The 13,072-nt window shown below is 63.3% G+C and carries 13 protein-coding genes and 1 pseudogene; 7 read left to right on the top strand and 7 right to left on the bottom strand.

Translation table 11 applies throughout. From position 1 onward, the window contains the following. Positions 1-10 precede the first annotated feature (10 nt). From F8237_RS21300 to F8237_RS36410, 4 genes and pseudogenes are all read right to left on the bottom strand, one after another. Complete coding sequence (locus F8237_RS21300; protein WP_151647631.1) at positions 11-961, bottom strand: sulfonate ABC transporter substrate-binding protein; 951 nt, start codon at positions 959-961, stop codon at positions 11-13. A 586-nt stretch (positions 962-1,547) separates the two neighbouring features. Beyond that, a complete protein-coding gene (locus tag F8237_RS21295) occupies positions 1,548-2,717 on the bottom strand; it encodes a cytochrome P450 (RefSeq protein WP_151647629.1) in 1,170 nt (389 codons plus the stop codon). 197 nt (positions 2,718-2,914) lie between these two features. Further along, complete coding sequence (locus tag F8237_RS21290; RefSeq protein WP_151650622.1) at positions 2,915-3,907, bottom strand: c-type cytochrome; 993 nt, start codon at positions 3,905-3,907, stop codon at positions 2,915-2,917. A 201-nt stretch (positions 3,908-4,108) separates the two neighbouring features. After that, a pseudogene (locus F8237_RS36410) lies at positions 4,109-4,432 on the bottom strand (cytochrome P450); the annotation flags it as partial. 228 nt (positions 4,433-4,660) lie between these two features. Between F8237_RS36410 and F8237_RS21285 the strand changes: the two are divergent. Together F8237_RS21285 and F8237_RS21280 are read left to right on the top strand one after the other, a co-directional pair. Continuing rightward, on the top strand, positions 4,661-4,981 hold the full coding sequence (locus tag F8237_RS21285; protein ID WP_244625941.1) for a hypothetical protein: 321 nt from the start codon (positions 4,661-4,663) through the stop codon (positions 4,979-4,981). Positions 4,982-5,009: 28 nt separating this feature from the next. Continuing rightward, entirely contained in the window at positions 5,010-6,110 is a 1,101-nt protein-coding gene (locus tag F8237_RS21280) for a tetratricopeptide repeat protein (protein ID WP_162006157.1), read from the top strand. Between the two features lie 49 nt (positions 6,111-6,159). Here the strand turns inward: F8237_RS21280 and F8237_RS21275 are convergent, their stop codons facing one another. From F8237_RS21275 to F8237_RS21265, 3 genes are all read right to left on the bottom strand, one after another. Continuing rightward, entirely contained in the window at positions 6,160-6,855 is a 696-nt protein-coding gene (locus tag F8237_RS21275) for a hypothetical protein (RefSeq protein WP_151647625.1), read from the bottom strand. A gap of 184 nt (positions 6,856-7,039) precedes the next feature. Continuing rightward, positions 7,040-7,399, bottom strand: a complete 360-nt coding sequence (locus F8237_RS21270; protein WP_151647623.1) for a DUF2200 domain-containing protein — start codon at positions 7,397-7,399, stop codon at positions 7,040-7,042. A gap of 14 nt (positions 7,400-7,413) precedes the next feature. After that, positions 7,414-8,619 (bottom strand): LLM class flavin-dependent oxidoreductase, encoded by a 1,206-nt coding sequence (locus F8237_RS21265; RefSeq protein WP_151647621.1) that lies wholly within the window; start codon positions 8,617-8,619, stop codon positions 7,414-7,416. Positions 8,620-8,894: 275 nt separating this feature from the next. Between F8237_RS21265 and napE the strand changes: the two genes are divergently transcribed. Genes napE through F8237_RS21240 form a run of 5 tightly spaced genes read left to right on the top strand, consistent with a single transcriptional unit; the run spans position 8,895 to position 13,054 of the window. Further along, positions 8,895-9,080, top strand: a complete 186-nt coding sequence (gene napE, locus F8237_RS21260) for a periplasmic nitrate reductase, NapE protein (RefSeq protein ID WP_151647619.1) — start codon at positions 8,895-8,897, stop codon at positions 9,078-9,080. A 27-nt stretch (positions 9,081-9,107) separates the two neighbouring features. After that, positions 9,108-9,422: a chaperone NapD gene (locus tag F8237_RS21255; protein WP_151647618.1), complete on the top strand. Its 315-nt coding sequence runs from the start codon at positions 9,108-9,110 to the stop codon at positions 9,420-9,422. A gap of 16 nt (positions 9,423-9,438) precedes the next feature. After that, positions 9,439-11,952, top strand: coding sequence for a nitrate reductase catalytic subunit NapA (gene napA, locus F8237_RS21250; protein ID WP_151647616.1), 2,514 nt, complete (start codon positions 9,439-9,441; stop codon positions 11,950-11,952). Continuing rightward, positions 11,949-12,419 (top strand): nitrate reductase cytochrome c-type subunit, encoded by a 471-nt coding sequence (locus F8237_RS21245; protein ID WP_162006156.1) that lies wholly within the window; start codon positions 11,949-11,951, stop codon positions 12,417-12,419. Before napA ends, F8237_RS21245 begins: the two co-directional genes overlap by 4 nt. Next, entirely contained in the window at positions 12,416-13,054 is a 639-nt protein-coding gene (locus F8237_RS21240) for a NapC/NirT family cytochrome c (RefSeq protein ID WP_151647613.1), read from the top strand. Before F8237_RS21245 ends, F8237_RS21240 begins: the two co-directional genes overlap by 4 nt. Positions 13,055-13,072: the final 18 nt, after the last annotated feature.

Here is a 13,072-nt window from a genome sequence, read left to right as displayed (position 1 = left end):
GTGGGCACGATCAGGCTGCCGGGTTGCGCCAGACGATGTCGCGGATGACGACCGGCTTCGGGATCAGGCCGAGCTTGTGGAAGCGGTCGGCGACGCCCTGCTGGGTCGTGACGATGTCGTCGGTGACAGGGCCGACGACGAAGTTGGCGCGTTCGGCCGCGACGGTCTGGATGTCCAGCGGGACGCCGGTGATCGCGGCCAGCGATTTGGCGACCTCGCCGCGATGCTGTTCGGCCCACTTGCCGGCCGCCGCCGTCACGTCGACGATCTGCTGCAGGATGGCGCCGTGGTTCTTGGCGAAATCGCGATTGGCGATGTAGAAGGAATTGGTCTTGGTGACCTCGCGCGAATTGATCAGGATGCGCCCGCTTTGCTTGGTCTCGCCGATCGCGAAATAGGGATCCCAGATCGCCCAGGCCTCGATGCTGCCATTGGCGAAGGCGGGGCCCGCATCAGGCGGCGTCAGATAGACCGGGGTGATGTCGGCATAGGTGAGGCCGGCCTTCTCCAGCGTCTGCACCACGATGTTGTGGGCGCTGGAGCCCTTGGTGAAGCCGATACGCTTGCCCTTCAGGTCAGCGATGGCGCGGATCGGCGAATCCTTCGGCACCAGGATGCCCTGGCCGTTGGTGATGGGCTGGCCGGCGGCATACACGATCGCGGCACCCGCGGCCTGTGCGAACACCGGCGGGGAATCGCCGACCGAACCGTAGTCGACGCTGCCGACGTTCATCGCCTCCATCATCGGAGGACCCGAGGAGAACTCGACCCATTTCACCTCGATGCCCAGCGGCGTGAAATGTTTTTCCAGGGACGCCTGCTGGCGCGCGATAACCAGCACGCCGGTCTTCTGGTAGCCGATACGAATTTCCTTCACGGCGCCCTGCGCGGTCGCGCGCGATGCGAACGCCGCGGCGACTGCGGATCCAGCGGACAATTTCAGAAAGTTCCGGCGCAGCATTCCAAACTCCAGGCCGCGTGCGGCCGTCATCATTCCTGTTCGGGAATGATGGTGCGGGCCGGCAGAGGTGTCGAGACGCGCGGGAAAATAGCGATGCGGGCACTGCGCCCATGGCGGAGCGCATGATTAATCTTTCAAGCACCCCTGCGAATGAAGATGGAATTTTTCTGCACGCGGATGTGAAGGCCGCGCGGATTCAGCCCCGGACCCAAAAAGCGCGAAAACAACCCCATGCACAGTAGCCGGGCGCCCGAAATCAATGACCTACGACTTATCCGAAATTCAGGTTGACGCGTCGGACAAAACAGGGGCAAGATGGCATGGTCGGCAACTGGAGCTGGTGTAAGGCGAGGCTCCCTCCACCCCCTCGCTGTCATTCCCCGCGACCCGGCTACGCCAAGGCTTCGCCGAGGTTGAGGTCTGGGAGCGCCGAAGCTTTAGCGAAGGCGGCAGGCGGGGAATCCAGTATCCAAGAGACGTCAATGCGTCACACGACTGCCGCGGCGTACTGGATCGCCCGCCTGCGCGGGCGATGACACCGACTTTGTGGCAGGCACGCTTCATCCAGAGCGCAGAGCCTTGCGTGCTAATGCAGCCACCGCACCGGCAAATTCTGCAGGCCGCGGAACGCCCAGCCGCCGATCCGCACCGGCTCGTCGTCAGCGAGCTCCAGGTTTGGGGCGCGGGCGAACAATGTCGGCAGCGCGACGTCGGCGATCATCGCGCGCGAGGCGAAGGCCCCTGCGCAGAAATGCGGGCCGGCGCCGAAGGCGACGCTCTTGGAGGTGTCGCGCCGCACGTCGAACTGATCGGCGCGCTCAAAATGCTTCTCGTCGCGGTTGGCCGAACCGAACATCAGGAACACGCGCTCGTCGGTTTCGAACGAGACGTCGCGGATCGACCATGGCTTTGCGATCCGCCGCGGCGACATCCCGATCGGCGAGATCCAGCGGGCGTACTCCTCGAACGCCTGCAGCCAGGAGACCTCGCCGCTGCACACGAGAGCGAGCTGATCGGGATGGCTCAGCAGCGCCCACACCGTCCCGGCGATCGCCTTGCGCGGCTCGTTCTGGCCGCCTGATATCGCGAGTTTGACGTTGGCGCGCACGCTGTCCATCGGCATGCCCGCAGCGAGCAGGACACCGAGGATGCTCTGGTCGGGTTTGTCACGCATCACCGGCAGGATGTCGTCGATCGCAGCATCGATGCCTGACGTCGCCGCGTGGCAGCGCGCCTCGACGGCGGGATCGCCGCCGTAATTGGCGATGCCCTCGATCATGCCTTGCGACCACGCATCCATGTCCTGATATCGGATGTTGGTGAGACCGGTGATCGACTTCAGGCATTCGCCGGAGAACGGCAGCGCGAAGTCGCGCATGAAGTCGATCCGGGTGCCGGGCTCGATCGCGTCGATGATGCGGTCGGCATGCGCCTGGAACAGCGCGGTCCAGTGCGCCTTCACCGTCTTCGGGGACACCGTCGGGAACATCGCGCGGCGCTCGGCCTGATGCGCCTCGCCGTCCTTGCGCATCATGTTGTGGCCCATCAGCCGGTTCATCAGGCCGGCCGGCTGGTGCGAGGAGAACACGTCGATCTGCTTCTCGGAGATCGAGATGTCGTCGCGGCTCACCAGCAGCGTCGAGCCGAGCTGCGGCACGAACGCGATCGGCGCCTCCCTGCGCATTCTTGCAAGCGTCGGATAGGGATCGGCCCAGAATGCGGCCGGGTCGATGTCGATGCGCGGCGCGGTGCTCAAGGCGCTCTCCCCTGGGGTTGTTGTTTCCTTCAGGGCAGACTAGCGAAATCCGGTGCGGGAGTCTGTCGCTGGCGGACAGGGACAGACCGCGCTACCATCTCGATGCATGATGAGATGGCTCGTCGTGAACCCCATCGATGAAGTGCCACGAGCGGACATCCATGGATTTACCTGGGCACGCTACCCGGCGCAGCGCCTCACTGCTTTTTGGCTAACTCCGCCCGGATCGGACCGAACGGTCCGTACATGTGTTGCTGCTGATCGAAGCCGTCGGCGTACGGGCCGTAAGGCGCGTCGACGGGCTTGGTCCGAAGGTCCGGGAAATCCTTGTCGAGGCCCGCTTTTGTCGGTCGCGGCTGAGAGATCATGTAGGCGGCGACGTCCCAGGCCTGCTCGACCGTGAGCTGCGGATTCAAATAGTCCGTCCCGTGGGGCATGTTGAAGTGTACGAAGTTCGCCGCGGAAATCAGCCGGGCCATGCCGGCGCCATTGTTGAAACTGTCCGCCCCCCACAGCGGCGGCACCATGTAGCCGAGATCGACAGTCGGCAGGCTGCGGCGGATTCCGGAGCCGTCGGCGTTGTGACAGGCGAGACAAGCATTGGCATAGATCGCTTTGCCGCGAACCGGATCGGCCGCCCGATCGAGTTCAGGCATCGCGCCTGCGCCGAGCCCCGACAAGACCTTGCCGGCTGGAACCCCCGAGGACAGAAATCTGATATAGGCCACCATGGCTTTCATTTCCGCACTGTCGGACGGCAGTACGCGGCCGTTCATGCTGCGCGACATGCACGAGTTCACCCGGTCCTCGATCGTCATTTCGGCGCCGAGGCGGGCGCTGTACTGCGGAAACAGCTCGACCAGCCCGAACAGCGGAAGGCCGAATTTCTTCGTGCCGGCTTCAAGGTGACAGTTGCTGCAGGCGAGATTGTTGCCGGCAAAACGTTTGGCTGTATCCGGCACCTCCGGCCCGATATGGGCGTAAGTCGCGGTGATCAGGTCGCGCCCGCGCCGCACGAGGCGGCCACGATCGTCATCAGGCAGCGCGCCGACTTCCGGCACTGTCCAGACGGGAGGGGAGATCGCTTGCGCTTGCGCACGCGCCGCACCTGTCGCGGCTATTCCGACGACAACGGCCGCAAGCAGACGCACGGTCCAGACGAAGCGGAACACAAAAGGAAGATGAACCATAGGTCTCTCGACACCAAAGCCTAATTGAAATGAGCCAAATCGACACCATTGTCCGCCGTCGGAGGTTAATTCCGGGTTCGCCTTGCTGATCCGCCCACCGGAGGCAGCACGCGTATGATGGGTTGAGCCCTTGCGAAACCCATCATCTTCGTCTTCGGCGATGGACGATGGGTTTCGCTGGCGCTCTACCCATCCCACGCGCTGGAACAGCGCGGTCCAGCGCGCCCTGACCGTCTTCGGCGACACCAGCGGAAACATCGCGCGCCGTTCGACCTGATGCGCCTCGCCGTCCTTGCGCATCATATTGTGGCCCATGAGCCGGTTCATCAGGCCTGCCGGCTGGTGCGAGGAGAACATGTCGACCTGCTTCTCGGAGATCGAGATGTCGTCGCGGCTCACCAGCAACGTCGAGCCGAGCGGCGGCACGAAGGCGATCGGCGTCTCTTTGCGCATTCGTGCAAGCGTCGGATAGGAATCGGCACAGAATGCAGCCGGGTCTATGTCGATACGCGGCGCGGTGCTCAAGCGTGGCTCCCCTGGATTCTTGTTTCCTTCGGGCCAGACTAGCGAATTCCGGTGGCGGCGTCTGTCCCTCGCGATAGGGACAGGCGGCAGCAGGCGTGCCGTCACGAGCCGGATACTCGCCGCAAAGAAACGGCTAACCACGTTGCGACGACCGCATGCGTGAGGCCATAGGAAGCTCAATCAACCAATGATAGCATATGCCTCCTGAGATCAACCCAGGGAACTGCCGTGACTGGAAAGACCAAGCCTCGCGTTCGGCTTCTGTTTGTCGCCATGTGGATCGCTCTCGTAGCTGCCCTCTTCGTTGGGCTTATGTTCATCAACGCGCCAAGCGGTAGTTCGCCGCCCTGGATTTTCAGCCTGATCGTGTCCTGGTTGCCGTTCCTGGTGCTGGTCGGCATCTGGCTGTGGTACGCGCGTGCGAGCCGGCGCTCATCATCCGGCACGAGCTGGGTCGATCTCTACGAACAGCAGATCGCCGAAAACAGGCGCACGAATGCATTGCTGGAGAGGATCGCGGCCGCTCTGGAAAAGCCGTCTCCGGGTTAGCGAACTGGCGCATCGCGGAGAACAGGGTATGCGCTCGGGGATTTCCGCGCAGGTCTGGCTGGCGGCCTTGGCATTCGCAGCAACCGCCGCCGCGAGCGGGGCGACGATAGCCGACGATCGACAAGCGTGCCTGAACGGATCGAAAGACCCCGCTGCTGCGACCATCGCCGCCTGTACGCGCGCGATTGAAAGCGGAGATTACAGGGATCAAGACCTGTCCAGCTTGTATCATGCGCGCGGCTATTCCTGGTCGCGGACAAGCTACGCCGATCGCGTCGACCGCGCCTTCAAGGACTACACCGAGGCGATCCGGATCGACCCCGAAGCCGTCAGTTCGCTCCTCAACCGGGCACATATCCACAACCAACGGCACGACTACGGCAGGGCGATAGCGGACACCAACCAGGCATTCGACGGCGGCCTGTCGGATTATGGCAAGCGGGTCGGATACGGCGAGCGCGGCTTTGCCTATCAGGCCAAAGGTGACAATGACCGCGCCATCGCTGACTATACTGACGGTCTCCAACTCGATGCGAACAACGTCGTCACACTCACCGCGCGGGGCAACGCCTACTTCGCCAAAGGCGATCTTGACCGCGCCATCGCCGACTACGACGATGTGATCGCACTCGATCCGCAATATGCGCTCACCTACTACAACCGCGCCCTCGCCTACAGGGCGAAGGGGGATATCGATCGACTCATCGCCGACTGCAGTCAGGCGATCGCGCTCTATCCGAAATACAGGGACGCCTACTTCAACCGCGGCTATGCTTATCAAGCCAAGGGCGACTTCGACCGAGCCATCGCCGATTACGATCAGATGATCGCGCTCGATCCGAACGATGAGGATGCCTACAGCAATCGTGCCACAGCGTACCTGTCCAAGGGCGATTTCCGCCGCTACATCGCGGACTTCGGTCAGCGGCGGGCGCTGTCATGGCTCGCTGCCGCTGCCGTTCTTGCGGCGGTGATCTGGCTCTGTTGCCGGACAAGGGCGCATGCGCGCGGACGATTGTCGGGGCGAAGAATGATCGAGATTTTCGAACGGGAGCTGGTCGAAATACGGATCAGGAACGCCGCCCTGGAGCGGATCGCCGCAGCTGTAGAGAAGCATCCTTCGGGTTAGACGGCCGCGCCGAGCAGTACGGCAACTGGAGTGACCGTCAGAGCCACGATCATCGCACCAAAACACCGGTTATGAGTCGTGTTAAACGACGGATTCCGGCGCGAAGATCCCTCACCCTGAACATCAGAGCTATGGCCCAATCGGGTGTTCCCAGATGACGAAGTGCCTCCACACTGCCCTGGTCCTGACTCTGCCGGATATTCTGGTCTGTATAGTTTGGGCTTCCGTCACGGCACCGATCGAGCCTCCACGCAATCTCCTCTTTCAAGGCGTCTACGCCTGACAGACGTCGAGCAAAATCGAACTCTCGTCGTGCGCAAATTCGTTCGATCCGGGGGCGGACAGATTCATAATAGCGGATACCCCGGTTCTCAAGCCTTGCATGGGTCGCCTCGTGCACGATGGCGGACGCGATCCATTCGACCGTCGTGGCTTTAGATTCGACGACACGCACGTCCAGCAGGCAGGCGTTCAATGAATGCTCATAGCAGCCTGCTCCGTGCGGAACCAACTGCACCCAGATTCGAGAAAGGCTGGTCTTGACACGCCGGTAGTGAAGGGGAGCGGACCGTTCGATCAGCCGCAGCGCGTCTTCCACGCGTTCCAGGGCTCGCTCGGGATCATCCGATAGAAAACACCCAATCCAAAGGCCGTCCACGACGCGGCTTTTCGACAGCCATAACTCGATTTTATCGATGAGTGGAGGTCTTCTCACTGAGGAGTCGCGAGACTTGATGCCCGACATCTCTTCCGACCAAGTTAGCAGTCTCCGAACATATACGGGGGCTCTACTTAGGCGGGTTTAATTATTTATCTCGAACATGATCGATCGTTTGATCATGTCCGCTTCGGGTCAATGGGCGCCGATCCCGAAGGACGAGCGCGTGCCCGCGGACCGCCCCTTAGTTCAGGGCGCGGGGGGCTTCGGCTCACGACTCCGCTTTCCGCAAAATCTTGTCCATCGCCTTGCCCTTGGCGAGCTCGTCGATCAGCTTGTCCAGGTAGCGGATTTCCCGCATCGTCGGTTCTTCGATGTCCTCGACCCGGACGCCACAAACGACGCCTTTGATCAGGGCTCGCAGAGGATTGATGCGAGGAGCCTTCGCGAAGAAGGTTTCGAGGTCCGTCTGCTTCTTCAGTTGAGCTTCCAGCTCCTTCTGACCGTAGCCCGTCAGCCAGGAAATGACCTGATCGACCTCTGCTTTCGTCCGTCCCTTCTTCTCGGCCTTCGCAACGTAGAGCGGGTACACGCTTGCGAAGCTCATCGTATAGATCCGGTGCTTTGCCACGATGAGTGGTCCCCCTACCCCGCCGCCGCCTTGGCCGGAGGAACGTTGATCGCGAGCTTGCCGTAGCGGTCGGAGAACGCCTGAGTGTCGATCTCCTCCAGCTTGATCTCGCCGCTCATCACGCCCTGCTTCCAGGCCGCCTGCGCCGGATCGTTCTGGAACTCCGGCATTACCTCGCGACCGAACAGCTCGAGCGATTCGCAGATGTGCTCGTGGCTGTTCTTGCCGGCCTGATTGAGCAGGATGACCTGGTCGATGTGCGACGACTGGAAGCGCTTGAGCTTCTTGCGAATCGTCTCGGGCGAGCCGATCAGGCCGCCGCGCAGGGCGGCCTCCTGCGCCTCGGGATTGTCGCGCTTCCACTTGTTGTACTCGTCCCACATGTTGACGGTGTAGGGCGCCGGACGCTGGCGGTTCTGCGAGGCGCCGTAGAAGCGCAGCGCGAACTGGAAGAAGGTGGCGCCGTCGGCGCGCGCGCGTGCTTCCTCGTCGGTCTTGGCGCACATGAAGAACGAGACCAGCGCCATGTTCGGGTTGATCTCGTAGTCGGCGAGTTTTTGGAGCCGCTTGGTCATGGCGTTGTAATAGGCGTGCACCCAGGCATGCGCGGCATCGGCGCTGACGAACTGGAAACCGAGCGCGCCAAAGCCGTGGCGGCCGGCACGCTCGATGGTCGGCAGCTGCGAGCACGCCATCCACAGCGGCGGATGCGGCTTCTGCACGGGCTTGGGCACCACGTTGCGCAAGGGGATGTCGAAATACTTGCCGTGGTGCTCGGAGCCCGCATCCTTGAACATCGGGAAGATCGCGGCCACGGCCTCCTCGAACACTTCCTTCTTGGTCTCCATGTCGCGGCCGAATGGCGTCAGCTCGGTGATCGAGGCGCTCTCGCCCATGCCGAATTCGCAGCGGCCGTTGGAGAGCAGGTCGAGCACCGCGACGCGCTCGGCGACGCGCGCCGGATGGTTGGTGGTGAGCTGCAGGATGCCGTGGCCGAGCCGGATGTTCTTGGTGCGCTGGCTCGCGGCGGCCAGGAAGGATTCCGGCGAAGGCGAGTGCGAATATTCCTCGAGGAAGTGATGCTCGACGACCCAGGCGTGGTCGTAATTGAGCCTGTCGGCGAGCTCCATCTGCGAGAGCGCGTTCTGGTAAAGGGCGAGCTCGTCGCCGGCACCCCAGGGCCGTGGCAATTGCAGCTCATAGAAGATGCCGAACTTCATGACGCCTCTCCCAGTTTTCTTGCCGCTTATTGTTGTTAATCACATCTTAATGCGTGAGGCGGCGCTGTCTACGGAATCACTATTCCGTCGCGCGGAAGATCGATTCCTCGCGCATACGTGGCAGTCCGGCACGGCCCCATAGCCGCGCTGCGACATTCCGGCGACCCGGCCGATTGATCCAAATCAACGCCTTGTTAGCTCGAACGAATCTAGAGTTCGGCAAGGCAACGGCCCGGATGCCGTCCCGATTCCCATACCATTCAAAGAGACCGAATATGTCGGCCCCTGACGACGCGTCTACGCGCGTGCGCCGTAAGCGCATGGAGATTTTCGCTTTTCTGTTCCTGACCGCGGTCGTGATGCCCGTCCTCGCGGTCGGAACGGTCGGCTCATACGGTCTCGGCGTCTGGGTCTACCAGATGTTTGCCGGACCTCCCGGCCCTCCGCCCTCCCCGCATTGATCATTCGAACAGCGAAAGACAGGCATCATGGCTGAAGCCACACTCAACCGCCGCGCATTGATCACCGGCCGGATGCTCGGCGCCGACCGCGTCGTCCCGCCGCCGGGCTGCGAGATCGCCAGCATCATCGTGCAGGCTCGCCCCGAACGCCTCGCCGAACTGGAAGCCGCGATCAACGCCCTTGCCGGGTGCGAGATTCACGGACGCGATCCGCGGGGAAAACTCATCGTCGTGACCGAGGCGCCTGATTCCGGCAGCCTCGGCACCCTGCTCAACACCATCCAGTCGCTGCCCGACGTCTATTCCGCGGCGCTGGTTTTCCACGCCATCGAAACCGCCTGAGCCAGGAAGAGCCATCATGACAACGCCAAAGCTCGACCGCCGCCAGATGCTGAAGCTCGAGGCCGCCGCGATCGCGGCTGCCGCCGCCGGCATGCCTGTGCCGGCGCTCGCCGCCAATCTCACCGCCGAACGCGAGGTCGCCGAACTGAAATGGGACAAGGCCGCCTGCCGCTTCTGCGGCACCGGCTGCTCGGTGATGGTCGCGACCAAGGACAATCGCGTCGTCGCCACCCACGGCGACACCAAGGCCGAGGTCAATCGCGGCCTCAACTGCGTCAAGGGCTACTTCCTCTCCAAGATCATGTACGGCCACGACCGCCTGACGCAGCCGATGCTGCGCAAGACGAACGGCAAGTACGACAAGAACGGCGAGTTCACGCCGGTCAGCTGGACCGAAGCCTTCGACATCATGGAGGTGAAGTGGAAGGAGGCGATCAAGAAGCGCGGGCCGAACGGCGTCGCCATGTTCGGCTCCGGCCAGTGGACGGTCTGGGAGGGCTATGCGGCCTCGAAGCTGTTCAAGGCCGGCTTCCGCACCAACAACATCGACCCCAATGCGCGCCACTGCATGGCCTCCGCCGTCGCCGGCATGATGCGCACCTTCGGCATCGACGAGCCGCCCGGCTGCTATGACGACATCGAGGCCACCGACGCCTTCGTGCTGTGGGGCTCCAACATGGCGGAGATGCATCCGATTCTGTGGACGCGTGTGGCCGACCGCCGGCTGTCCGCGCCGCATGTCCGCGTCGCCGTGCTCTCGACCTTCGAGCACCGCTCGTTCGACCTCGCCGACATCGGCATGATCTTCAAGCCGCAGACCGACCTCTACATCCTCAACGCCATCGCCAACCACATCATCAAGACCGGACGGGTCCACAAGGACTTCGTCGCCGCGCACACCATCTTCCGGCGCGGGCAAACCGATATCGGCTATGGGCTGCGGCCCGAGCATCCGCTGCAGAAGAAGGCGACGGGGGCGGCGAAGGCCAACGACTCCACCGACATGAGCTACGACGAGTACGTCAAGTTCGTGTCCGATTATACGCTGGAGAAGGCCGCCGAGATGTCCGGCGTGCCGCTCAATCGCCTCGAGGCGCTGGCCGAGCTCTATGCAAATCCGAAGACAAAAGTGGTCTCGTTCTGGACCATGGGATTCAACCAGCACACCCGCGGCGTCTGGTGCAACAACCTCGTCTACAACATCCACCTTCTGACCGGAAAGATCTCCGAGCCCGGCAACAGCCCGTTCTCGCTGACCGGTCAGCCCTCGGCCTGCGGCACCGCGCGCGAGGTCGGCACCTTCTCGCACCGCCTCCCCGCCGACATGGTCGTCACCAACAAGGAGCACCGCACCAAGGCCGAGCACCTCTGGCTGCTGCCCGAAGGCACCATTCCCGACAAGCCCGGCGCGCACGCCGTGCTGCAAAGCCGGATGCTGAAGGACGGCCTGATCAACGCCTATTGGGTGCAGGTCAACAACAACCTCCAGGCCGGTCCGAACGCCAACGAGGAGACCTATCCGGGCTTCCGCAACCCCGACAATTTCATCGTGGTCTCCGACGCCTATCCCTCGGTGACGGCGCTGGCCGCCGATCTGATCCTGCCGACCGCGATGTGGGTCGAGAAGGAAGGTGCCTATGGCAATGCCGAGCGGCGCACGCAGTTCTGGCACCAGCTCGTCGCAGCGCCCGGCGAGGCGAAGTCGGACCTGTGGCAGTTGATGGAATTCTCCAAGCGCTTCAAGATCGAGGAAGTCTGGCCGGAAGAGCTGATCGCCAAGAAGCCGGAGGTTCGCGGCAAGACGCTGTTCGACGTGCTCTACAAGAACGGCCAGGTCGACAAGTTCCCGGTTACCGACATCGAGCAGGGCTATCTCAACGACGAGTCCAAGGCGTTCGGCTTCTACGTCCACAAGGGCCTGTTCGAGGAATACGCCAGCTTCGGCCGCGGCCATGGCCACGACCTCGCGCCGTTCGACACCTATCACAAGGAGCGCGGCCTGCGCTGGCCCGTCGTCAACGGCCAGGAAACCAGATGGCGTTTCCGCGAAGGCAGCGATCCCTACGTCAAGCAGGGCGCGGGCGTGCAGTTCTACGGCTATCCGGACGGCAAGGCGCGCATCTTCGCCCTGCCCTACGAGCCGCCGGCGGAATCGCCCGACGGGGAATATCCGTTCTGGCTCTCGACCGGCCGCGTGCTGGAGCACTGGCATTCCGGCACCATGACGCGCCGCGTGCCCGAGCTCTACAAGGCGTTCCCGGAGGCGGTGGTCTTCATGCATCCGGACGACGCGCAGGAAGCCAAGATCCGGCGCGGCGACGAGGTGAAAGTGGTGTCCCGCCGCGGCTTCATCCGCGCCCGCGTCGAGACGCGTGGCCGCGACCGGCCGCCGCGTGGCCTCGTCTTCGTGCCCTGGTTCGACGAATCCAAGCTGATCAACAAGGTGACGCTGGACGCCACCGATCCGATCTCGCTGCAGACCGATTACAAGAAATGCGCCGTGCGCATCGAGCGGGTGAACCTGTCATGATGAAACGATTTGGAATCGCTCTGCTCGCGGTCGCGATCGCCGCGGGCGCGAGTTCGCTGACCGCGCAGACGGTGACATCGGGCCTGCGCGGACCGACCCCGCTCAATGACGAGGGTCCGGCGCCGCCGATGCTGCCGAACCGCAACACCTCCGAGCGGGAGGTGCGCAACTATCCGGAGCAGCCGCCGGTGATCCCGCACACGATCGACGGGTACCAGATCGACCTCAACGGCAACAAATGCCTGTCGTGCCACGCGCGCGCCCGCACCGCTGAATCGCAGGCGCCGATGGTGTCGATCACGCATTTCATGGACCGCGACGGCCAGTTCCTGGCCTCGATCTCGCCGCGCCGCTTCTTCTGCACGGAATGCCACGTGCCGCAGAACACCGCCAACCCGCCCGTCAGCAACGACTTCACCGACATCGACACGCTGCTGTCGCGCTCGAGCCCCGGTGGCCGCCGATGACGACCGCCGACGAACCCAACATCAAGCGCGGCTTCATCCTGCGCTGCTGGGATTTCGCACGCGAGCTGTGGCAGGTGCTGATCCGGCCGAGCTCGGTGTTCGGGCTCGGCGTGCTGGTGCTGGCGGGCTTTGCCGCCGGCGTGATCTTCTGGGGCGGCTTCAACACCGCGCTGGAGCTGACCAACACCGAGAAGTTCTGCACCGGCTGCCACGAGATGAAGGACAACGTCTTTGCCGAGCTGAAGTCGACCATCCACTTCACCAACCGCTCCGGCGTGCGCGCGACCTGCCCGGACTGCCACGTGCCGCACAACTGGACCGACAAGATCGCGCGCAAGATGCAGGCCTCCAAGGAGGTCTGGGGCAAGCTGTTCGGCACGATCGACACCCGCGAGAAATTCCAGGACAAGCGCCTCGAGCTCGCCGCGCATGAATGGGCGCGGTTCAAGGCCAATGATTCGCTGGAATGCCGCAACTGCCACAGCGCCGATTCCATGGACATCACCAAGCAGTCGCCGCGGGCCTCGGTGGCGCACCAGCGCTTCCTGTTCACCAAGGAAAAGACCTGTATCGACTGCCACAAGGGCATCGCCCACCACCTGCCCGACATGCGCGGCGTTCCCGGCTGGCAATAGGGACGATCCGCGCGGCTT

The sequence above is a fragment of the Bradyrhizobium betae genome (assembly GCF_008932115.1).
GTDB classification, from domain to species: Bacteria; Pseudomonadota; Alphaproteobacteria; order Rhizobiales; family Xanthobacteraceae; genus Bradyrhizobium; species Bradyrhizobium betae.
Note: the sequence above shows the minus strand (reverse complement) of the source record. Positions and strands in the feature narration are given on the sequence as shown.

Coding starts and splice junctions, on each gene's coding strand:
- napA (WP_151647616.1), top strand. CDS start 9,439: ATGACAACGCCAAAGCTCGACCGCCGCCAGATGCTGAAGCTCGAGGCC.
- F8237_RS21290 (WP_151650622.1), bottom strand. CDS start 3,907: ATGGTTCATCTTCCTTTTGTGTTCCGCTTCGTCTGGACCGTGCGTCTG.
- F8237_RS21280 (WP_162006157.1), top strand. CDS start 5,010: ATGCGCTCGGGGATTTCCGCGCAGGTCTGGCTGGCGGCCTTGGCATTC.
- F8237_RS21255 (WP_151647618.1), top strand. CDS start 9,108: ATGGCTGAAGCCACACTCAACCGCCGCGCATTGATCACCGGCCGGATG.
- F8237_RS21245 (WP_162006156.1), top strand. CDS start 11,949: ATGATGAAACGATTTGGAATCGCTCTGCTCGCGGTCGCGATCGCCGCG.
- F8237_RS21240 (WP_151647613.1), top strand. CDS start 12,416: ATGACGACCGCCGACGAACCCAACATCAAGCGCGGCTTCATCCTGCGC.
- F8237_RS21300 (WP_151647631.1), bottom strand. CDS start 961: ATGCTGCGCCGGAACTTTCTGAAATTGTCCGCTGGATCCGCAGTCGCC.
- F8237_RS21275 (WP_151647625.1), bottom strand. CDS start 6,855: ATGTCGGGCATCAAGTCTCGCGACTCCTCAGTGAGAAGACCTCCACTC.
- F8237_RS21265 (WP_151647621.1), bottom strand. CDS start 8,619: ATGAAGTTCGGCATCTTCTATGAGCTGCAATTGCCACGGCCCTGGGGT.
- napE (WP_151647619.1), top strand. CDS start 8,895: ATGTCGGCCCCTGACGACGCGTCTACGCGCGTGCGCCGTAAGCGCATG.